The sequence below is a fragment of the Streptomyces sp. NPDC101237 genome, from assembly GCF_044767465.1.
Taxonomy (GTDB): domain Bacteria; phylum Actinomycetota; class Actinomycetes; order Streptomycetales; family Streptomycetaceae; genus Streptomyces; species Streptomyces gramineus.
In genome coordinates this window covers 147,427-166,706 of sequence record NZ_JBIWNY010000009.1, presented here as the reverse complement: position 1 = coordinate 166,706, position 19,280 = coordinate 147,427, and the positions used below count along the sequence as shown (strand labels likewise).

The following is a 19,280-nucleotide window of genomic DNA, read 5'->3' as shown; positions in this document are numbered from 1 at the left end:
GTCAGGCGGGGCCGGGGCGGGACGCGCTTGCCGGAGGGCTCGCACGCGGAACCCCTGCCGCTGAATTCCTTTTCGGGCGCGTCGGAGGTCGGGCGGGTGGGATGTCGGGCACGTCGGATTCCGGGCACGTCGAATTCCGCCGGGGCGCATTCCGGCGGATTTCAGACGGACGAGGAACGAGCGCGGCGGATCACGGCCGGGAGGGGCCGGATCAGGCCGCGCGGCGACAGCAGGCGCTGGATACGCGCGCGAGGTCGACGTGGCGTCGCCGCGTGAGGTCCAGTCGCATCGTCATGCCGTCGATGGTGGCAGCCCGCGTCGAGGGCCGTCAAGGAAGGCCCGACCGTTCCCGTATCGCGGACCATTGGATTTCACCAAGGCGTGACAGGCAAACCCTCGAATCCGCACCGAATGGCGGGGCATTCCGCCGGGCCGCCGGATCCGGTGGTCGCGGCGGTCACCCCACGAAGGCGCTGTGGCCGGTGATGGACTTGCCGACGATGAGTGTCTGCATCTGGTGGGTGCCCTCGTAGGAGTACAAGGCCTCCGCGTCGGAGAAGAACCGGGCGACGTCGTAGTCGACGAGGATGCCGTTGCCGCCGAAGATCTCGCGGGCCCAGCCGACCACCTCGCGCATGCGGGCGGCCACGTACTCCTTGGCGAGCGCGGACTGTTCGTCACGGAAGATGCCCTGGTCCTGCAGGCGGGCGAGCTGCACCAGCATGCCCCAGCAGGCGGTGATGTTGCCGACGCTCTTGACCAGGAGGTCCTGGACCAGCTGGAACGTGGCGATCGGCCGGCCGAAGGCGACACGCTCCTTGGCGTAGTCCAGGGCGAGTTCGTAGGCCCCGATCATGACGCCCAGCGCCTGCCAGGCCACTCCGCTGCGGGTCTGGCGCAGGATCTCGGCGACGTCCGGGAACCCCTTCATGTGCTGCAGCCGGTTCGCCTCCGGCACGCGGACGCCGGTCAGCGTGATCTCGGCGTTCTGCACGATCCGCAGCGCGATCTTGCCTTCGATCTTCACCGGTTCAAAGCCGGGGGTGCCCTTCTCGACGACGAACGCCTTCACCTCGTCGTCGTCCACGTCCCGCGCGAAGACCACCACGTAGTCGGCGAAGGTGGCGTTGCCGATCCACTTCTTGGCCCCGTCGAGGATCCAGGTGTCGCCCTCGCGCCGGGCGGTGGTGCGCATGCCGCCGGAGACGTCGGATCCGCCGTCGGGTTCGGTCAGGGCGAACGCGCTGATCTTGTCCATCGTGGCCATGGCGGGCAGGAACCTGTCGCGCTGCTCCTGGTCGCCGCCGTGGTAGACGGAGGAGAAGCCAAGGCCGTTGTGGACCCCGAAGAACGTGGCGCACGAGGCGTCGACGCGGCCCATTTCCAGGGCGAGCATCCCGCTGAGCAGGTGGCTGACGGCCGGCCGGTGCTCGCCGTAGTCCTCGTAGGCGAGCGCGGACAGTCCGCTGGCGCGGAACCTGTCGATCAGTTCGCGGGGCAGTTCGGCCTTGCTCCAGGCGTCGTTGACCAGGGGCCCGACCTCGTCGCGCAGGAAGGTACGGGCCTTGAGGAGTATCTTGCGTTCCTCGTCGGGCAGCAGCGACTCGTACAGGTAGAAGTCGGCGTCGAGCTGGTCGTCCAGGTGGGCGACGGGTGCGGTGGTCATCTCAGAACTCCTTCGCCTTACGGTTCTTGTGCTGGTGCCCGGTACGGCGGATGCGATGACACTCCCTCAGAACGTCATGGCACCCGGCAATTTGAAGCCCCGATATCGCGTCTCGAAAGGTGAAGGCCACACCTTCGCGTCCTTGGAAAGGGGACGACCGGAGACGGCGCGCCGGAGAGCGGGGTTCCCGGCGGCACGGCAGCCGCGCGGAGATGCCCTCAGGGGTGGGTCCATGCGCCTCGGCGCCTGGACCCACCCCTGGTGAGTGCACTGGTCGCGGCTGCCTACCAGCGGTACCAGCGGCCGCGCCTGCCGCCGCTGGTGGGACGGATCACGAACCCCAGGACCCAGACGATCAGCACGATGACCGCGATCCACCACAGGGCCTTGAGTGCGAAACCGGCACCGAAGAGGATCAGGGCAAGCAGAAGAACAAGCAGAACAGGAACCATTGTTATCAACCTCCGAGCCACCGTGTGTCCCGCGGATCGATCTCCACTCCTGCGGATCTCATCTCTTTTTCGTCACTCCGACGGCTGCCACCGCCCGGGTGGCGACCCGGCAGGTTTGGAAATGCCGCCGGGGGTCACTCGGAGGGCGTACGTGAATTCCGAGCGAGGACAGGAGTGAGTGGCTGTGGCTGCGGACGAGAAGGCTCAGGCCAAGGGCGAGCAGGCCGAGGGCAAGGTCAAGAAGCTTGCCGGTGACGCGGTCGGCAACGAGCGCCTGAAGGCCGAGGGCAAGGCCGAGGAGTCCAAGGGCGACCTGCGCGCGGCCAAGGAGAAGGCCAAGGACGCGATCAAGCCCAAGTAGGCCGCACCACTTCGGATCCCGGGCGTCGGTGGACGCCCGGGATCCGTGCTGTCCGCACCTCTCCGGACGCGACCCGCCGCACAACCCGCCCCGGCCCGGAGGGCTTTCGTCCAGGGTCCTTCGAGGGCGGAACTCCTGGCCGATGCCCTCCGCGGGCGGCGAAGAGGCGGTCCCGAGCGGGCCGTCCGATCATTCGCCCCGCCTGCTCCGCGTCTGCCGGGGCACCAGTGCGGTGGGGGCGGATCCGTGCGGTGCGGCCCCACCTGCCGATCACCGACCCAGGGAGTAGCGATGCCGACCGCCGTACCGGAGAGATCTGTGGGCCTGCCCGAGGACAGCCCCCGCCCCGCCACCGCCGGGGCGACCGCCACCGGGCGGGGCCGCCGGACGCCTCGCGGACTGGGGCGGGCCGCCGCGTCCATCGGTGCGGGGGCCGCCTGCCAGGCCGCCCTGATGATCGGGCTCGGCCTGCTGATCACCGGCCCCGCCCGGCATGTCTGGCCGCTCACGGCGGAGGACGGTGTCAACCGGGGCCTGGAGCGGCTGCGTACGTCCACCCTGACCACGCTCTCCTCGATCGGGTCGGAGATGGGCAACACGCTCACCGTCGTCCTGGGGACACTGGCTGTGTGCCTGGCGCTGATCCTGGTGCCCCGTCTGCCGCTGTGGCGGCAGGCCTCGTTCCTCGCGCTCGCGGTCGCGCTGCAGTCGCTGGTCTTCCTGGTCGTGACCATCGCGGTGGAGCGGCAGCGACCCGATGTGCACCGGCTCGACGGCTCCTTGCCGACCTCCAGCTACACCTCGGGGCACACCGGTGCGGCCACCGCCCTCTACGGCGGTCTCGCCGTGCTCGCGCTGACCCGCCTGCGAGGGCCGTGGCGGCGCGTGGTGGCCGCGGTGCTGCTCCTGCTGCCGCTCGTGGTCGGGGTGTGCCGCCTGTACCGGGGCATGCACCATCCGACCGACGTGCTGGGCGGCATGATCAACGGCGGGCTGGCCCTGCTGGTGGTGGGCCAGGCCCTGCTCCGCGACGGCCGCGTGTCGGCGCCCGTCACCCGGCCCGGCACCGCCCGCGCGGGACGCCGGCCCGGCCGGGTCGCCGTGGTCGTCCATCCCCTCGCGGTCGACGAGGGCACGCGCGAGGCGTTGCGCGAGCTCCTCGCCCGGCACGGTCACCGGGAACCGGTGTTCCTGGAGACGACGGCCGCCGATCCCGGCGGCGGCCAGACCGCCCGCGCTCTCGGCGACGGGGCGGACCTGGTCGTGGTCTGCGGCGGTGACGGCACCGTGCGCACGGCCGCCGACCGGCTGGCGGGCAGCGGGGTCCCGCTGGCCGTCGTGCCGTGCGGCACCGGCAACCTCCTCGCCCGCAACCTCGGCCTCCCGCTGGCTCCGGCCGAGGCGCTGGACGCCGCCCTCGGCGGCACGACCCGCGCCATCGACCTCGCCCGCGTCGAGGGCGACGGCCTGCCCGCCACCCACTTCGCGGTCATGTCGGGCGTCGGTCTGGACGCCGCGCTGATGCAGTACGCGCAGGAACACGACCGCGCCAAGGCCGTACTGGGCTGGCCCGCCTACGTCCTGGCCGCCCCGAAGGCGATGCGCGGCCCACGGATGCGGCTGAGCGTCCGGCTGGACGGAGCCGAACCCCTGCGCGGCACCGCCCGCATGGTGCTCGTCGGCAACACCGGCGCCCTCCAGGGCGGCCTGCGCCTGATACCCGACGCCCGCCCGGACGACGGGCTGCTGGACCTGCTGATCCTCGACCCGCGCGGCCCCGGCGGCTGGCTGCGCACCGTGGGCGCGCTGCTGCCGCACCGCGGGCAGAACGGCCGGGAGAGCGGCGGGCAGCCGGAGTTCCACACCTTCCGGCGGGCCGAGTTCACCTTCGAGTCCCCGCAGCCCCGCGAGATCGACGGGGATCCGGTCGGCTCCGGCCGCCGGCTGTCCGTCGAGGTCGTACCGGGCGCGCTGACCGTGCTGGTCCCCGGCCTGGAGGGCTGACGTGGGCAGCGCCACCAAGGTCCCGGAGACCCGGGACATGAGCGGGGACGAACTCTCCGCCGACGAGGCGTGGGTGACCCTGCGCCGCTACGGCGGCTGGCCGCTGCTGCGCGACGCGTTCCTCCGCTTCCGCTACGCCGACGGGTTCAGCCACTCCCGCGCGCTCGCCCTCCAGACGGTGCTGGCGGTGATCCCGCTGGCGCTGGCCTTCGTCGGTCTCTCCACCAGCCTGCACACCGAGGACATCGGCCGGATGGCCGAGATGACGATCCACCGGATCGCCGAGGGACCCAGTGCGCAGGTGGTCGACGACGCGCTCGACCGCAGCAGGCGCAGGGCGGGTGACGACGGCCAACTCGCCCTCTGGCTCGGCGCGATCTTCTCCATCGTCAACGTCACCACGGCGATGTGCCAGATCGAGCGCGGCGCCAACCGCATCTACGGCAACGAACGCGACCGGCCCTTCCACCTCAAGTACACGCGCGGGCTGGTCATGGCGCTGTGCGCGGGCTTCCCGCTCGGCCTGGGCTTCGTCGCCATGGTGGCCGGCGACGACCTGGCCTCGGCCGCCGGTTCGGTCTACGGGTTCGGCTCGACCGCGCAGACGACGTGGAACGTGGTGCGCTGGCCGTTCGGGCTGCTGCTCGCCCTGATCTCCGCCAGCGCCATCTTCCGGCGCTCTCCGCGCCGCAGGCAACCGGGCTACACCTGGCTGGCGTTCGGCGCGGCCCTCTACCTGGTGCTCTGGATGACCCTGACCTGGCTGCTCACCCTGTACCTCGACGTGAGCGGCTCCTTCGACACGGTCTACGGCCCCCTCAGCGCCTTCATGTCCCTGCTGCTGTGGGCCTACCTGACCTCGATCGCCCTGTTCCTCGGGCTCTCCTTCGCCGCGCAGTTGGAGGCGGTGCGGGGGCGCAGGCCCGAACCGATCCAACCCGACCCGGGAGTCTGATGCCGACACAACCCGAGACACCGCGTTCCTCCGGCCGCCGGAGCGGCGCCGACCGCCGGTTGGGTGTCCGGCTGCTGGCGGCGGTCGCCGTCGCCGCGGCCGCCTCGGTGCCGTTCGCCCTGGTGCTGGTCCTCGTGGAGGGCCGGTGGCGGCCGCTGCGCGATCTCGACCGTGACGCGGCCGACGCGCTGCACGGGGTCGCGCTGGACCACCCGGCCTGGACGCACACGCTGCGGGTGCTCTCCGACGACGTCTGGGACCCGTTCACCCTTCGCGTGGGCGTGGCGCTGCTGACCGGCTGGCTGCTGTGGCGCGGTGCCCGGCGGCTGGCCGCGTGGGCGGCGGTGACCGCGGTGGCCGGCGGTCTGATCGGGCTCGGGGTCAAGACGCTGGTCGAACGGGCGCGGCCGGCGCTGGAGGATCCCGTGGCGCACGCGCCGGGCTACTCCTTCCCGTCCGGGCACGCGATGACCGCCACCACCTCGTTCGCGGTGTACCTGCTGGTTCTGCTGCCCATGGTGCCGCGCCGGGCTCGTGTCGCGTGCTGGGCCGTGGCGGTCCTGTCGGTGCTCGGGGTCGGCTTCACCCGGGTCGCGCTCGGCGTGCACTGGTTCAGCGACGTGCTCGGCGGATGGCTGCTCGGGCTCGCCGTCGTGGTCCTGACCGCCCGCGCCTTCGAGGCGTGGCGGGCCGACGCGGGCCGGCGGCCCGCGCCGGTCGGTGAGGGGCTGGAGCCGGAACTCACCGGCCCGAGCCCCGAACCGGACTCCGTCTCCCGCTGAGGGCGGTCCGGCGTCACACGCCGGTCAGGCGGCCGATCTCCTGAGGGTCGAGTCCGGTCAGCCGGGCGATGCGCGGGGCCGGGATGCCCGCGGTCAGCGCCCGGTGCACCAGGGTCTCCCAGCCCTGGGTGGTGTCCCGGAAGTCCAGCAGTTCGCGCTCCATGTCGGTGACCGTCTGGGGCGCGCACTCCTGCTGGACCCGGACCTCCTCCTCAGCGGTCAGCGGGATCGGCAGCCGCTCGGCCTCCTCCGGGATGAGTACCTCGGATCCGGCGGGAAGGATCCTCAACTGCTCGGAGGAGGGCGCCACTCCGTGGGCGGCGATCCAGCCCCGCACGGCCGGGGTCTGGTCGCATTCCAGCGGTGCGACGGCCGCCATGGCGGCGCCGAGGCTCGGGTGACGGTCGGGGAGCAGGAAGAGGTAGGCCTCGTCAGCCATCGGGCGGTTCCGCCTTGTCCGTGGAGATATGAGTGCGGACACAGATGCTACTGCCGCCGCACCGCACCGGGGCGGCGACACCGGACCGGCTCACTCCGTGGCGCGGGGGAACCGGTACCGGTCACCGTGAGCGTCTCCCGTGGGGCAAGGGGACGCCGGTCAGGTGTGGATCGCGTACAGGAATCCGTCCTGGCTGCCGACGTACACGGTCCCGTCCGCCACCACGGGCGTCGCGTGCACCTCCCCGCCGGTCGGCAGCCGCCAGCGTTCCTCACCGGTCGCCGCGTCGACCGCCCAGAGCGACTGGTCCTCGCTGCCGATGTACACCGTCCCGTCCGCCACCGCCGCCGACGACCGATGGGCGGCTCCGGTCTCCTGCTTCCAGCGTTCCTCCCCGGTGGCCGCGTCCACCGCCCACAGGTACCAGCCGTTGCTGCCCATGTAGACGGTCCCGTCGGCGAGCGCGGGTGTGGACCATGTCGGATCTCCGAAGGCGCGCTCCCACCGCTGCCGGCCGCTGACGGCGTCGAGCGCGACCATGCCGTGGTGTCGGCCGGCGTAGACGGTGCCGTCGGCCACCACCGGTGCGGTGTGCGGTGAGGCGTAGGTCTTCACCTGCCAGAGCCGGCTTCCCGTGTCGGCGTCCAACGCCCACAGGGAGTCACGGGGGTGGGTGACGTAGACCCGGCCGTCGGCCACCGCGGGAGAGGTGAACTCCTCGTAAGAGCGGGGGAATCGGGGCCTGAGCCGCTGCTTCCACCGCCTGCGGCCCGTTTCCGCGTCCACGGCCCAGACGCCGTCGCCCACGGCCAGGTACACCGTGCCGTCGGCCACCGCCGCCCGGCTGTCGCCCAGGTGATCGGTCGTCCGCTTCCACCGCGGTCGGCCGGTGCCGGTGTCCACGGCCCAGAGGTGTTTGCCGTTGCGGATGTACGCGGTGGCGTCGACGACCACCGGTGACGAGTGGAACGGGAAGGCGGACGTCACTCGCCAGCGTTCCTGGCCGGTGGCGGCGTCAAGTGCCAGCAGGTCACGGTGGGCGGGCTGGTACACGACGCCGTCGGCGACCGCCACCGTGAAGGCTCCTGCGCGAGGGGCCCGTACCCGCCAGAGCACGGTGCCGCCGGCCGGAGCGGGGCGCGATGTCCCGGGGGCGTTCGTGGTTGCCGGACGGGCGGCCTCGGGGCGGTGGTCCTCGGCGGGTGCCTCGCCCCGCCGATGGGCCCGTACGGCGTAGAGGTGTTCGTCGAGGCTGTCGACGTACACCGTGCCGCCGCGCACCAGTGGAGTCGAGTGCACCGGCTCGGTGGTCCTGACCTTCCAGAGGGTCTCGCCGGTGGCCGCGTCCACCGCCCACAGGCGCCCGTCGTGGCTGCCCGCGTACACCGTGCCGTCGGCGATCGCCGGCGTCTCGTGGATCTCCCCGCGGGTCTTCAGCCGCCACGTCTCGCGGCCGGTCGCGGTGTCCACCGCGATCAGGAACCAGCCGTGGACACCGGTCACGGCGACGCCCTCGGCCACGGCGGGGCTCGCCCACACCGCTCCTCCGGTCCCCAGCCGCCAGCGTGTTCGGCCCGTCGCGGCGTCGAGGGCGACCAGACCTTCGTCGTTGCCCACGTACACGCCCCCGCCGGTCACCGTCGGCGTCCGGCGAACGCCTCCCGAGGGGCGTACGTCCCAACGCACGCTTCCGGTGGCGGTGTCCAGGGCCAGCAGACGCCCTCCCGCGGCCGTGTACAGGATCCCCTGGGACACCGCCGGCGACGGGCTGTCGGACGTGCGACGGTCCGCCACCCCGGCGTTCCACACCGGTTGGCCGGTGAGTCCGTCCACCGCCCACAACCTGCCGTCGTGCGCGACGGAGTACACGACGTGGCCGGCCGCCGACGGCTGTGACATCTTCGCCCGGCCCGCTCTCCACTTCCAGCGCACCTCGCCGGTCGCAGCGTCCACCGCCGTCAGGCAGCCGACGGCGTCGGCGAAGTACACGGCACCGCCGTCGGCCACCGGAGACGTTCCGATCCCGGCGTCGGCCCGCAGTGTCCAGCGGCGCTGTCCGCTCTCCGCGTCGACCGCCGACAGACCGAAGAGGCCGTCCAGGACGTAGACGGCGCCGTCGGCCGTCGCGGGCGTGCGGTGGAGCACGCCCCCGCCCGGCACCCTCCACAGCGTTCTGTCGTTCACCTCGACACCAGTCATCGCTTCCCCTCCCTGCACGGCACCGTCCGCCCACGGGCGCTCGTCCGACGCGGTGCGGGTGACCGCACCGCGGAGGCCGACGGTGCATCGTCCCGTGAACTCCCAAGCGGCGGTACGGACTCCCGGCTGCGATTCGCCTTGCCGGTACCGGCCGGGGTGAGCGCGTTGGCGACCGTGGTCGCGCAGGCCCGTGGTCTGGCGGTCGCCGGTCGCCGGTTGCCGGGACGGCACACTGCACGTGTGGGCTCTCGCCACGGGCGGCCGGCTGGGCAAGGCCCTGTCCGCTCACACGGGCGCCGTGCAGACGCCGCCGACGGCGGTGCTGGAGGGGCGTCCCGTCGCGGTCACCGGCGGCTTCGACCTGACCGTGCGGCTGTGGGACCTGGCGCGGGGAGAACTGGTCGGTGCGTGCGCCGCCGATGACGACTCCTGGGACCGGCCACACCGGGGCGACGGGCATGATCGACGGCCGCCCCGTCGTCGTCGTCGGCGGCGGCGACCGAACCGTGTGGACGTGGGACGTGGGACGCGGGCACGGGGCGGCAGATCGGTGCCCACGTCCTCCCGTCCCGGGTCAGGGGGCCGGCGATCACGCCCCGCGGGCGGCCGGCGGTCGGTTTCGGTGCGGACGTCGTGGGCCTGAGCTTCAGTGAGCGGTCCAGCCGCCGTCGAGCACCAGTGAGGTGCCCGTCACGAAGGACGCCTGCGGGCCGCAGAGGTAGGCCACGGCCTCGGCGACCTCCTCCGGTTCGAGGAGCCGTTTCACGGCAGTGTCGGACAGGAGCACCTCGGACAGCACGCGCTCCTCCGGAATGCCGTGCGTCCGGGCCTGGTCGGCGACCTGCTTCTCGACCAGCGGTGTCCGTACGTACCCCGGGTTCACGCAGTTGGAGGTGACGCCATGGGGTGCGCCTTCCAGGGCGGCCGTCTTGGAGAGTCCCTCCAGACCGTGTTTGGCGGCCACATAGGCGGACTTGAAGGCGGAGGCGCGCAGCCCGTGGGCGGAGGACATGTTGACGATGCGTCCCCAGCCCCGCTCGTACATGTGCGGGAGGGCTCCCCGGATGAGCCGGAACGGGGCCTCCAGCATCACCGTGAGCACCGTGTGGAAGACGTCCGGCGGAAACTCCTCGATGGGGCAGACCCGTTGGATGCCGGCGTTGTTGACGAGGACGTCCGTGCCGACCGCGGCGCGTTCGGCCGCGTCGAGATCGGTGAGGTCGAGGACCACCGGCTCGACGTCACCACCCGCCGGCCCCGCTACCGGTCCGGCCGCCTCGGTCAGGGCGGCAAGGCCGGCCGCGTCCCGGTCCACGGCTCTCACCCGGGCACCGGCGGCGGCGAGGCGCAGCACGCAGGCGCGGCCGATGCCGCCGGCGGCGCCGGTCACGAGAGCGGTGCGGCCGCGCAGGTCGAGGACGGACGCGCGGGGCCCGGGAGGGATGCTGGACGCGGTCATGATCCGACCCTAGGCGGTCCTCCCCCGGCACCGCGCGGGGCAGCGCACACGCCTCAGCCGAACGCCGCGGGTTCGAACCAGGTGGGCGCGTCGGACAGGGCCTGCTTGATCCGGTGCACGCCGAACTCGTTCAGCTCCGGCAGGGCGTCCACCTCGAACCAGGCCACCTCCAGCGACTCGTCGTCGTTGACGCGGGCCTCGCCGCCGACCGCCCGGCAGCGGAAGGTGATGTCCATGAACTGACAGACGTCGCCGTTCGGATAGGTGAGCGGGCTCAGCGCCTGGACGAGGACCACCCGCTCGGCGACGCAGCGCACCGCCGTCTCCTCGAAGACCTCCCGCACAGCGCAGGCCGCGGGCTGCTCCCCGGGATCCGGGATGCCGCCGATGACCGACCACTTGCGGGTGTCGGTACGGCGGCCCAGGAGCACTCTGCCCTCGTCGTCGAAGACGATGGCGGTGACCCCGGGCAGCCACAGCAGCTGGTGGCCCGCGGAGGCCCGGATCGCGTGGATGAAGTCAGGAGTGGCCATGCGCCGACCCTAACCGCCCGGTTCGCCCGCCCGGACCGGAGCCACGGGGCGTACAGCGGGTGTACGGCTACGCGTCACCGGCGCGCCGGGAGCGCAGCCCCGAGCCGATCGCCCAGCCGATCCCGCCCGCCGCGACCAGCACCAACGCGATCTCGGGCAGGATGCCCAGCCGGGTGGCGGGGGTCTCGGAGGTGCGCAGCGGCACCTTCTGGACCAGGTAGGCGGGCACGAACATGCCGGTCTTCTGGGTGATCCTCCCGTCCGGCATGATGACCGCGCTGACGCCGCTGGTCACCGGGACGGTGACGGTGCGGCTGTGCTCGACCGCGCGGATCCGGGACATGGCGAGCTGCTGGTAGGTCATCTCGCTGCGGTCGAACGTGGCGTTGTTGCTCGGCACGGAGATCATCTCGGCGCCGTGCGTGACGGTGTCCCGCACGTCCCAGTCGAAGGCGGCCTCGTAGCAGGTGGCGAGGCCGACCTTGGTGCCGTCGATGTCGAACACGCCGGGCTTCGTGCCTCGGCTGAAGTCCTGCCGGACCATGCTGGTCCAGTCCTTGTTGACGGCACCGACCAGTCCACGCAGCGGGAGGTACTCGCCGAAGGGCTGGATCTGCCGCTTGTCGTAGGTCGCCGTCGGACCCTTGACCGGGTCCCACAGGATCTGCTCGTTCAGGAGTCTGCCGTCCCGTTCGACGACGCCGCCGACCGAGATGGGCACGCCCATCGCCGTGGCGGCCTCGTCGATCACGTCGGCCGCGCCGCTGTCGGCGAAGGGGTCGACGTCGGAGGAGTTCTCCGGCCACAGCACGAAGTCCGGCCTGGCGGCCTTGCCCGCCTTCACGTCGGCGGCGAGCTTGAGGGTCTCCTTGACGTGGTAGTCGAGCACGGCCTGCCGCTGGGACGCGAAGTCGAGTCCGGCGCGCGGCACGTTGCCCTGGATGACGGCGACGGTGACGGAGCCGTCCTCCGCCTCGTCGCTCACCAGTGTCCGTGCGGCGAGCGCGCCGGCCACGGGGACGGCGAGGCTCAGCAGGGCGGCGGCAGCGGCTCCGCGGCGGATCTCCCGGGTGCGCCGGCCCTCGACGGCCAGGCGCACCGCCTCGTACAGACCGAATCCGCACAGGACGACCGCGAATCCGAGCACCGGGGTGCCGCCCACCGCGGCGAGCGGCAGGAAGACGCCCTCGGCCTGGCCGAACGCGATCTTGCCCCAGGGGAAGCCGCTGAAAGGCAGGCGCGCGCGTACGGCCTCACCGGCGATCCACACGGCGGCCGCCCACACCGGCCAGGCGGGCAGCCTGGACACGGCGGCGACACCGACTCCGACCAGGGCGACGAAGATCGCTTCGATCGCGACGAGCGCGAGCCACGGGCCGGGGCCGACCTCGACGCCGGTCCACACCAGCAGGGGCAGCAGGAAGCCGAGGCCGAAGAGGTAGCCGAGGCCGAGCGCCGCCTTCCAGGTGCGGCCGCGCAGCACCCACCCGAATCCGGCGAAGGCGGGCAGCGCCAGCCACCACAGGGTGCGCGGCGGGAAGCTGACGTACAGCAGCACGCCGCTGAGCGCTGCGGCGGCGGCCGGGACCAGGCGGTGCAGCAGCCGCAGACCGCGCGCGCGGGGCGCGGGGCGCGGTGTGAGCTGGTCCGACTGGCCGACGGAAGTTGCGGTGGCGGTCACTCCGGGAGTGTACGGCGGCTGCCTGAGAGGCGGCAGCGCGGTCCCGGTGGGCAGGAATCCCACCGTTCCCGCTCAAGTCGTCCACAAAGCGGGCATCACTGGTTACCCCGACCCGCGGCGTGCGGCGGGGCCCGCCGCGGGTCGGGGGACCGGGTACGGGGGGGGCGACGGTGGGGTCGACCGGGATGACGTCCGCTGCGGGAGCGGACGCGGACAGCGACAGAAGAAACGTTTCTGACGTAGTGGGCGTCGTGCTGCTCGCGGCGTGCGCCGTGCGGGCGCCGCTCACCGCGGCCGGACGGGACGGACGGCCCGAGGGCGTGCTGCTGGCGGACGGCCGCACGGCCGGCATCCTCAGTGCGCGGTGCCGGGCGTGCTCGTCCGCAGGCGCTCCCTGATGACCCGGACCGCCGTCTCGGCGTTGTCCACGGTGATCGTGAACGTGTGGCCGTCCCACAGCCGCAGCACGATGCCCTCGCCGCGGCGGACGACGACTGCCGTGCCCTTCTCGGGCCGCCAGCGGTAGCCCCAGCCGCCCCAGTGACGCGGAGTGATCTGCGGGCTGAAGTCGGCGCCGACCACATGGGCGAGCGGAATGCGCCGGCGCGGTACCCCTATGTGGCCGCACCGGACCTCCAGCCACTCCTTGTCGAGCTTCAGGTCGACGTGCACGAAGGCGAGGGTGCCGAAGAGAACCAGCAGCCCGGCGGCGATGCAGCCGACGACGGACATCACCAGCGGCGTGATCCCCGAGGTCCAGGCCGAGTCCACGGCCAGTTCGACGCCGAGCGCCATGCAGGCGGCGCCGACCAGGGCCATCAGCCACTGGACCCGGTTGGTGGCGCGCCCCGTCCAGACTTCGGGGTGCGGGGCGTCCTCGTCCGGGGAGCGGTCGTGGGGGTGGTCCCTCATGTCTATGAGATTACTCAGGTTTCGCTGCGCGGGTACCGCGTCGCGGAGGGTGACTGCTCACATCGGCGGTATCCGTGTCCCCCGGAGGTTCACCGGGAGGCGGCGGGGCTCGCCGTCCGCAGCAGGCGGGCCTCGGCGTAGCCCAGCGCGGCTTCCGGGAGCCCGCCCTCGCGGCCGTTGAGCAGCACCGTGACCGTGCCGGTGGCCGGTGCGTCGGGGGCGGGCCGGGCGCCGACGCGGCGCAGCGCCTGCGCGGCGACCGCTCCGGCGGAGCCGTGCAGGGAGACGGGTGCGGCGCCGGCGGGCTGCACGGCGGCGCGGATACGTTCCGCCAGGAGTTCGTAGTGGGTGCAGCCGAGGACCACGGAGGTCACGTCGTCGGGCGTCAGGGCGGCCGCCGCGGCAACGGCGGCGTCGACGGCCGCGTGGTCGGCGTGCTCCACGGCCTCGGCCAGGCCCCAGCAGGGAACCTCGGTGACCGGCACGCCGTCGGCGAAGGACGTGATGAGGCCCCGCTGGTAGGCGCTGCCGGTGGTCGCGGGGGTGGCCCAGATCGCGACCCGGCCGCCGCCGGCCGCGGCCGGCTTGATCGCCGGGACGGTGCCGATCACGGGGATGCCGGGTTCCAGACGGGCGCGCAGCGCGGGCAGGGAGTGCACGGTCGCGGTGTTGCAGCCGATGATCAGCGCGTCGGGGCGGCGGGCGGCGGCTGCCTCGGCGACGGCCAGCGCGCGCTCGGTGACGCCCTCGGGCGTGCGCGGACCCCAGGGCATGCCCTCGGGGTCGAAGGAGAGGACGAGATCCGCGTCGGGGCGCAGCCGTCGTACCGCCGCGGAGGCCGCCAGCAGGCCGATGCCGGAGTCGATGAGCGCGATCTTCACCCGGCCACGATAGACGATGGGCCGTTGGCGGCAGGTCCCATGGGGCAGACTGCGCGGGTGAGCGCCATCGCGTGGACCGCCGCCGTTTCCCTCGCCGCCTGGCTGTGGCTGCTGCTCTGCCAGGGTTTCTTCTGGCGCACCGACGTACGGCTGCCGCCCCAGGGCGATCCCGGACGGTGGCCGGACGTGTGCGTGGTCGTGCCGGCCCGGGACGAGGCGGCCGTGCTGCCGCTGAGTCTGCCGTCGCTGCTCGCCCAGGACTACCCGGGGCGCGCGGAGGTGTTCCTGGTGGACGACGGCAGCACGGACGGCACCGGGGAGCTGGCCCGGGACCTGGCCGCGCGCGGGGGCGGGCTGCCGCTGACCGTGGCCTCGCCCGGCGAACCGCCGGCCGGCTGGACGGGCAAGCTGTGGGCGGTGCGGCACGGCATCGCGCTGGCACGCGCGCGTGACCCCGAATACCTACTGCTGACGGACGCGGACATCGCGCACGAGCCGGACAGCCTGCGGCTGCTGGTGGCGGCCGCCCGCACCGGCGGCTTCGACCTGGTCTCGCAGATGGCCCGGCTGCGGGTGGAGAGCCCGTGGGAGCGGCTGGTGGTCCCCGCCTTCGTCTACTTCTTCGCCCAGCTGTACCCGTTCCGCCGGATCGGCAGGAAGGGCTCGCGCACGGCCGCGGCGGCGGGCGGGTGCGTGCTGCTGCGCGCCGACGCGGCGGAGCGTGCGCGCGTCCCGGACGCGATCCGGCACGCCGTGATCGACGACGTGGCGCTCGCGCGGGCCGTGAAGGGGTCCGGAGGACACATCTGGCTGGGGCTCGCGGACCGGGTGGACAGCGTGCGGCCCTATCCCCGGCTGCACGACCTGTGGCGGATGGTCTCCCGGAGCGCGTACGCGCAGCTGCGGCACAATCCGCTGCTGCTGCTCGGTACGGTCGTGGGTCTCGCGCTGGTGTACCTGGTGCCCCCGGCGGCGGTGCTGGCGGGAGTGGCCGGCGGCGGCGCGGCGGCCGTGCTCGTCGGCGCGGCGGCCTGGCTGGTGATGACCGCGACCTACGTGCCGATGCTCCGCTACTACCGTCAGCCGCTGTGGCCGGCGCCCCTGCTGCCGTTCACCGCGTTCCTCTACCTCCTGATGACGGTCGACTCGGCGGTGCAGCACTACCGGGGGCGCGGTGCGGCCTGGAAGGGCCGCACCTACGCACGTCCGGACACCGTGACCGACGAGGGCTGACCCGCTCCGCCGGGATCACTTGCGGCCGGGCGTCCAGTTCATGCCCCAGCCGTAGGCGCGGTCGACGGTCCGCTGCGGGCTCACCCCGCGGTCCGGGACCAGGTAGCGGGCCTCGCGCCGCACGACCAGGTCGCCGCCGGTGTTGGTGAGCAGCGCGAGCGCGCACACCGTCGAGGGGACCGTGCACTCGTCGAGGGAGAAGTCGATCGGGGCGCCGTGCTGGGGCTGGAGGGTAACGGAGGCGTGCAGGTCGGCGAAGGAGCTGGCGCCCTGGTAGATGGTGACGAAGACCAGGATGCGGCGGAAGTCCCGCGTGTGGTCGAGGTTGACGGTGAGGTTCTCGCCGCTCGCCACGGCTCCGGTGCGGTCGTCGCCGTCGAGATGGATGTACGGCGGTCTGCCGAGCGAGCCGAAGGCGTTGCCGAGCGCCTGGACGACGCCCTTGCGGCCGTCGGCGAGCTCGTACAGGGCGCACAGGTCGAGATCGAGGTCGGATCCGCCGCGCCGGCCGCCCCGGCTTCCCGGGAACTCCTTGCGAACCTGCCAGTTGAGATTGACGCGCAGCGATCCCGAGGTGCCGCCCTGCTTGGCCAGGGAGACGGAGGGCGCGGCCTTGGTGAGGGTCACCTTCGACAGGCGCACGGGCGGGGGCGGCGGGACCGGCAGACCGCCGGAGGTGGGCGGCGCGGACTGCGGGAAGGGCAGGCCGCCTGAGGGCGGCGGCGGGGACGGGGGGACGGGCCCGCCGCCGGGCGGCGGGGCCGCCGGGGCGGCGAGCGGCGCGGCCGGCGTGGGAGTGGGGGCGGGCGGGGCCGGGGGCTGCGGGGCCGCGTGCTGCGGTTCGTCGACGGTGATCCCGAAGTCGGTGGCGAGGCCTTCGAGTCCGCTGCTGTAGCCCTGTCCCACGGCCCGGAATTTCCAGCCGCCCTGGCGGCGGTACAGCTCACCGAGGACGAAAGCGGTCTCGACGGTGGCTCCGGTGCTGTCGAAGCGGGCGACCACCGTCCCGTCCGCCGCGTCGCGGACCTCGATGTAGAGGCCGGGGACCCGGCCGAAGCTGCCGCCGTCGGCGGAGGCCGCCAGGACGATCCGCTCGACCGGCGCCTCCACGCGCGCGAGATCGACGGCAAGGGTGTCGGTGATCTGACCGCCGGAGTGCCGTTTGCCCTCGTGGCGGACCGCGCCGGAGGCGTGCGCGGGCTGGTTGTAGAAGACGAAGTCGCCGTCGGAACGCACTTTCCCGGCGACCAGCAGCAGCGCCGAGGCGTCCGCGTCGGGGACGCCGGGACCGGAGTGCCAGCCCAATTCGACACGCAGTGCCGTGGCCGGCACCGGTGTATTGGATCCTTTCGACATTGTCATGTCCGCCCCCATCGCGTGTCGGCGTGCCGGGCGCGCCCGGCGGTCCCAGGTCATCCCTACCCGCACAACCTATTCCCGGGCACACGGAAGCCTCATGAGCAGCATAGGAAGATCGCGGTCCAACTGCCGGTAACCCGCGCGGAACTCGACCTTTACACGATCAGTACGTTGATTGCCGTCCTTTTTTGCCGAGTTCGCTCGGATTGGGGATCCGGCATCCCTGCCGACACGGAAAACAACCCTCTTATCGGTCTCCCCAACCAGCACATCGTGGGCTTAACTTATGTGCCATGACCTCCCCCCGCTCCACCTATGGCGGCGGCTACTACTCCGCCTCCTTCCCGGACACCCCGATCTACGACTCCCTCGTGGCCGAGCGGGGCACCCCGCAGATCGCCCCGATCCGGGTCCCCCCCGCCTACGACGCGCCCAGCGGCCTGAACCTGCCCGCGCTCCCGTCGGCACTGCCCGCCCTCCCCGCGGGCCCCTCCCAGCCCGCCACCGGCTACGGCTACCCGCAGATGCAGCAGCCCGTGCCGATGCAGCAGGCCCCCACCGCCTACATTCCGCAGCAGGCGACCGCGCCGCGTGGCTACCCCGGCCAGCAGCAGCCCCAGCCGCCGCGCCCGATGATGGGCGGCACCGGGTACGAGGCGATGCGCCCGGCCGCTCCGCGCCCCGCGCCCACGGCTCCGTACCAGGACCCGTACAACAACCAGCAACAGCAGCAGTACCGCGGCTACTGACCGGCGTCCCCCGACGCCGGTGCCGCGCGGCGCCGACGTCCCGGGGATCGCCGGGGTGCGGCAGGCGCACGTGCGCCCGGTCAAGGCGCTCCGGGGCCTCGCGCCCCGGCAGGCCCTCGTACGGCCCCGCAGGCCGGCCGTTGACCGGCGCCGGGCCCTGATCGACGACGGGGGAAAGGTCGTCACCCGGCGGGTCCGCCCGCGCCTCGCGCGATCCGCCGCCGAGCGGCCGTCCGGTGGTGGCTCGCGGTGGTGCGCGCCCGTCGGGCCTCTGCGACGCGGCCGGTTCGGGAGCCCCTGGTCACGGTCCGGTGGACGCCCATGGTGCGCGGTGCGACGCGCCTGAGGGGGAGGCCGTCCACGGTCCGGGCCGGCGCGCCCGGCGCGCGGGCGTTCCGCGAACCGGCACCGGCGGTTCCGCGCGCCGACACCAGCGGTTCGGCCACCCGGCACCGGGAGCCGGGAGGGTCGGCGGCATCCGCACGTCCGGACGCCACCCGGCCGCCCCGGTCCGCGCACCGCGGTCCACCGCCCCGGCCGGGCCCCGCGCCCTCCGCTCCCCCACCCCTCCGGACCCCTCCGGACGGCCACTCCACCGCGGGCCCGTCCCCACCCGCCTCCGACGACGCCGATCCGGCCCCCGCTCCCCCGAGCCGCAGCCCTCGGCTTCCGCCCGGACGATCTCCGCCTCCACGGGAACCCCGGCCCGCAGTCCGGTCGTTGGGGTCGTGGGAAGTTCCCGAGAGCCCGTGCCGGGGGTGATGTCGCTCTCTTCGGGCGGGCTCGCGGGTGAACGGTCCGGGCGGGGGCCATGACGGAGCGGAAGGGGGGTGGTGGACGGTGCGAGCGATCCGCGGTCTGTGGCGCTGGCGGCACAATCCGCTGCGCCGGAGGACCGACCTGGCCGAGGCCTGGGTGGCCCTGGTGACACTGCTGCTGATCGTGGTGGCCGCGCCCGTGCTCGGCTCGCTCGTCGGTGCCGCCGCCCAGAACGCGCTGCAGCGGTCCGTCCGGCAGCAGCACCACGACCGGCACCTGGTCACGGCCACCGTCGTGCGGAGACTGGGCGGCTCCCTGGTGGAGCCCGACCCCGACGCCACCAGTGCCCACGACACCCGCAGCCGCGTCCTCGCCGACTGGACCGCACCGGACGGCACCCGGCGACACGGCACGGCCCTGACGATCCTCAAGTCCCCGCACAAGGGCGACCGCTTCGGCATCTGGACGGACGGCCACGGCCTCCTGGCGGCCCGCCCGCTGGACTCCACCACCGCCACCGCCCACGCCGTGCTGGCCGGGTTCGGCGCCACCCTGCTCGCCGCGGGTCTGACGGAGACCGCCCGACGCGTGATCGTCTGGCGTATGGTCCGTCGCAGGTACGCGCGTTGGGACCGGGCCTGGGAGCGGGCCGGCCCGGACTGGGGCAAGGCCGACACCGGCAGCTGAGGGCCTTTTTCCCTCTGGTCGGTGCACCACCTCGGCGCACGCTACGGTGGACCGGCCGAAGCGCATTCGGCATCGACCCGCGCGCGAGCGGACCGCACGGGCCGGACACCCTCCAGGTGGCCGTCCCGAAGGCGAGCAAGCGATCTGTACGACGAGGTGGGGGCTCAGC

The 19,280-nt window shown here is 73.3% G+C and carries 19 protein-coding genes; 8 read left to right on the top strand and 11 right to left on the bottom strand.

Annotated elements, in window-relative coordinates; all coding sequences use genetic code 11:
• Positions 1–211: 211 nt before the first annotated feature.
• From ACIRQ9_RS16620 to ACIRQ9_RS16610, 3 genes are all read right to left on the bottom strand, one after another.
• Positions 212–289, bottom strand: coding sequence for a putative leader peptide (locus tag ACIRQ9_RS16620; protein ID WP_404173211.1), 78 nt, complete (start codon positions 287–289; stop codon positions 212–214).
• A gap of 168 nt (positions 290–457) precedes the next feature.
• Entirely contained in the window at positions 458–1,666 is a 1,209-nt protein-coding gene (locus ACIRQ9_RS16615; RefSeq protein ID WP_404172884.1) for an acyl-CoA dehydrogenase family protein, read from the bottom strand.
• Positions 1,667–1,950: 284 nt separating this feature from the next.
• Positions 1,951–2,118 (bottom strand): hydrophobic protein, encoded by a 168-nt coding sequence (locus ACIRQ9_RS16610; RefSeq protein ID WP_392074954.1) that lies wholly within the window; start codon positions 2,116–2,118, stop codon positions 1,951–1,953.
• 184 nt (positions 2,119–2,302) lie between these two features.
• On the opposite strand from ACIRQ9_RS16610, the gene ACIRQ9_RS16605 reads away from it, so the two are divergent.
• The 4 genes from ACIRQ9_RS16605 (at position 2,303) to ACIRQ9_RS16590 (ending at position 6,220) form a co-directional block, all read left to right on the top strand.
• Positions 2,303–2,479, top strand: coding sequence for a CsbD family protein (locus tag ACIRQ9_RS16605; RefSeq protein WP_404173208.1), 177 nt, complete (start codon positions 2,303–2,305; stop codon positions 2,477–2,479).
• 291 nt (positions 2,480–2,770) lie between these two features.
• Positions 2,771–4,483 carry a diacylglycerol kinase family protein gene (locus tag ACIRQ9_RS16600; RefSeq protein ID WP_404172881.1) on the top strand — a complete coding sequence of 571 codons (1,713 nt, stop codon included), beginning with the start codon at positions 2,771–2,773 and terminating at the stop codon, positions 4,481–4,483.
• A 1-nt stretch (position 4,484) separates the two neighbouring features.
• On the top strand, positions 4,485–5,438 hold the full coding sequence (locus tag ACIRQ9_RS16595; RefSeq protein ID WP_404172879.1) for a YihY/virulence factor BrkB family protein: 954 nt from the start codon (positions 4,485–4,487) through the stop codon (positions 5,436–5,438).
• Positions 5,438–6,220: a phosphatase PAP2 family protein gene (locus tag ACIRQ9_RS16590; RefSeq protein WP_404172876.1), complete on the top strand. Its 783-nt coding sequence runs from the start codon at positions 5,438–5,440 to the stop codon at positions 6,218–6,220. The genes ACIRQ9_RS16595 and ACIRQ9_RS16590 overlap by 1 nt, the downstream gene beginning before the upstream one ends.
• Before the next feature lie 13 nt (positions 6,221–6,233).
• Here the strand turns inward: ACIRQ9_RS16590 and ACIRQ9_RS16585 are convergent, their stop codons facing one another.
• The 7 genes from ACIRQ9_RS16585 to ACIRQ9_RS16555 all read right to left on the bottom strand — a co-directional run bounded on the left by ACIRQ9_RS16585 (position 6,234) and on the right by ACIRQ9_RS16555 (position 14,324).
• Positions 6,234–6,659, bottom strand: coding sequence for a DUF6003 family protein (locus tag ACIRQ9_RS16585; protein ID WP_404172873.1), 426 nt, complete (start codon positions 6,657–6,659; stop codon positions 6,234–6,236).
• A 159-nt stretch (positions 6,660–6,818) separates the two neighbouring features.
• On the bottom strand, positions 6,819–8,858 hold the full coding sequence (locus ACIRQ9_RS16580) for a PQQ-binding-like beta-propeller repeat protein (protein ID WP_404172870.1): 2,040 nt from the start codon (positions 8,856–8,858) through the stop codon (positions 6,819–6,821).
• Positions 8,859–9,504: 646 nt separating this feature from the next.
• Complete coding sequence (locus tag ACIRQ9_RS16575) at positions 9,505–10,317, bottom strand: 3-hydroxybutyrate dehydrogenase (protein WP_404172868.1); 813 nt, start codon at positions 10,315–10,317, stop codon at positions 9,505–9,507.
• A gap of 53 nt (positions 10,318–10,370) precedes the next feature.
• Positions 10,371–10,850 (bottom strand): NUDIX hydrolase, encoded by a 480-nt coding sequence (locus tag ACIRQ9_RS16570; RefSeq protein WP_404172865.1) that lies wholly within the window; start codon positions 10,848–10,850, stop codon positions 10,371–10,373.
• Between the two features lie 67 nt (positions 10,851–10,917).
• Complete coding sequence (gene lnt / locus ACIRQ9_RS16565; protein WP_404172862.1) at positions 10,918–12,531, bottom strand: apolipoprotein N-acyltransferase; 1,614 nt, start codon at positions 12,529–12,531, stop codon at positions 10,918–10,920.
• Between the two features lie 354 nt (positions 12,532–12,885).
• Positions 12,886–13,443, bottom strand: coding sequence for a hypothetical protein (locus ACIRQ9_RS16560; RefSeq protein ID WP_404172859.1), 558 nt, complete (start codon positions 13,441–13,443; stop codon positions 12,886–12,888).
• Positions 13,444–13,532: 89 nt separating this feature from the next.
• Positions 13,533–14,324, bottom strand: coding sequence for a glutamate racemase (locus tag ACIRQ9_RS16555; protein ID WP_404172857.1), 792 nt, complete (start codon positions 14,322–14,324; stop codon positions 13,533–13,535).
• A gap of 39 nt (positions 14,325–14,363) precedes the next feature.
• On the opposite strand from ACIRQ9_RS16555, the gene ACIRQ9_RS16550 reads away from it, so the two are divergent.
• Positions 14,364–15,557, top strand: coding sequence for a glycosyltransferase (locus ACIRQ9_RS16550; protein ID WP_404172854.1), 1,194 nt, complete (start codon positions 14,364–14,366; stop codon positions 15,555–15,557).
• Between the two features lie 15 nt (positions 15,558–15,572).
• On the opposite strand, the gene ACIRQ9_RS16545 is transcribed toward ACIRQ9_RS16550, so the two are convergent.
• Positions 15,573–16,913, bottom strand: a complete 1,341-nt coding sequence (locus ACIRQ9_RS16545; RefSeq protein WP_404173206.1) for a TerD family protein — start codon at positions 16,911–16,913, stop codon at positions 15,573–15,575.
• Between the two features lie 296 nt (positions 16,914–17,209).
• Between ACIRQ9_RS16545 and ACIRQ9_RS16540 the strand changes: the two genes are divergently transcribed.
• From ACIRQ9_RS16540 to ACIRQ9_RS16530, 3 genes are all read left to right on the top strand, one after another.
• The gene (locus ACIRQ9_RS16540) at positions 17,210–17,665 is read left to right on the top strand and encodes a DUF6643 family protein (RefSeq protein ID WP_351932517.1); all 456 of its coding nucleotides are present in this window, start codon (positions 17,210–17,212) and stop codon (positions 17,663–17,665) included.
• A 19-nt stretch (positions 17,666–17,684) separates the two neighbouring features.
• The gene (locus tag ACIRQ9_RS16535) at positions 17,685–18,011 is read left to right on the top strand and encodes an MOSC N-terminal beta barrel domain-containing protein (RefSeq protein ID WP_404172851.1); all 327 of its coding nucleotides are present in this window, start codon (positions 17,685–17,687) and stop codon (positions 18,009–18,011) included.
• A gap of 494 nt (positions 18,012–18,505) precedes the next feature.
• Positions 18,506–19,111 carry a hypothetical protein gene (locus ACIRQ9_RS16530; RefSeq protein WP_404172848.1) on the top strand — a complete coding sequence of 202 codons (606 nt, stop codon included), beginning with the start codon at positions 18,506–18,508 and terminating at the stop codon, positions 19,109–19,111.
• The last annotated feature ends 169 nt before the right edge of the window (positions 19,112–19,280 follow it).

Coding starts and splice junctions, on each gene's coding strand:
- ACIRQ9_RS16620 (WP_404173211.1), bottom strand. CDS start 289: ATGCGACTGGACCTCACGCGGCGACGCCACGTCGACCTCGCGCGCGTA.
- ACIRQ9_RS16615 (WP_404172884.1), bottom strand. CDS start 1,666: ATGACCACCGCACCCGTCGCCCACCTGGACGACCAGCTCGACGCCGAC.
- ACIRQ9_RS16610 (WP_392074954.1), bottom strand. CDS start 2,118: ATGGTTCCTGTTCTGCTTGTTCTTCTGCTTGCCCTGATCCTCTTCGGT.
- ACIRQ9_RS16600 (WP_404172881.1), top strand. CDS start 2,771: ATGCCGACCGCCGTACCGGAGAGATCTGTGGGCCTGCCCGAGGACAGC.
- ACIRQ9_RS16590 (WP_404172876.1), top strand. CDS start 5,438: ATGCCGACACAACCCGAGACACCGCGTTCCTCCGGCCGCCGGAGCGGC.
- ACIRQ9_RS16585 (WP_404172873.1), bottom strand. CDS start 6,659: ATGGCTGACGAGGCCTACCTCTTCCTGCTCCCCGACCGTCACCCGAGC.
- ACIRQ9_RS16580 (WP_404172870.1), bottom strand. CDS start 8,858: ATGACTGGTGTCGAGGTGAACGACAGAACGCTGTGGAGGGTGCCGGGC.
- ACIRQ9_RS16575 (WP_404172868.1), bottom strand. CDS start 10,317: ATGACCGCGTCCAGCATCCCTCCCGGGCCCCGCGCGTCCGTCCTCGAC.
- ACIRQ9_RS16570 (WP_404172865.1), bottom strand. CDS start 10,850: ATGGCCACTCCTGACTTCATCCACGCGATCCGGGCCTCCGCGGGCCAC.
- ACIRQ9_RS16560 (WP_404172859.1), bottom strand. CDS start 13,443: ATGAGGGACCACCCCCACGACCGCTCCCCGGACGAGGACGCCCCGCAC.
- ACIRQ9_RS16550 (WP_404172854.1), top strand. CDS start 14,364: ATGGGGCAGACTGCGCGGGTGAGCGCCATCGCGTGGACCGCCGCCGTT.
- ACIRQ9_RS16545 (WP_404173206.1), bottom strand. CDS start 16,913: ATGTCGAAAGGATCCAATACACCGGTGCCGGCCACGGCACTGCGTGTC.
- ACIRQ9_RS16540 (WP_351932517.1), top strand. CDS start 17,210: ATGACCTCCCCCCGCTCCACCTATGGCGGCGGCTACTACTCCGCCTCC.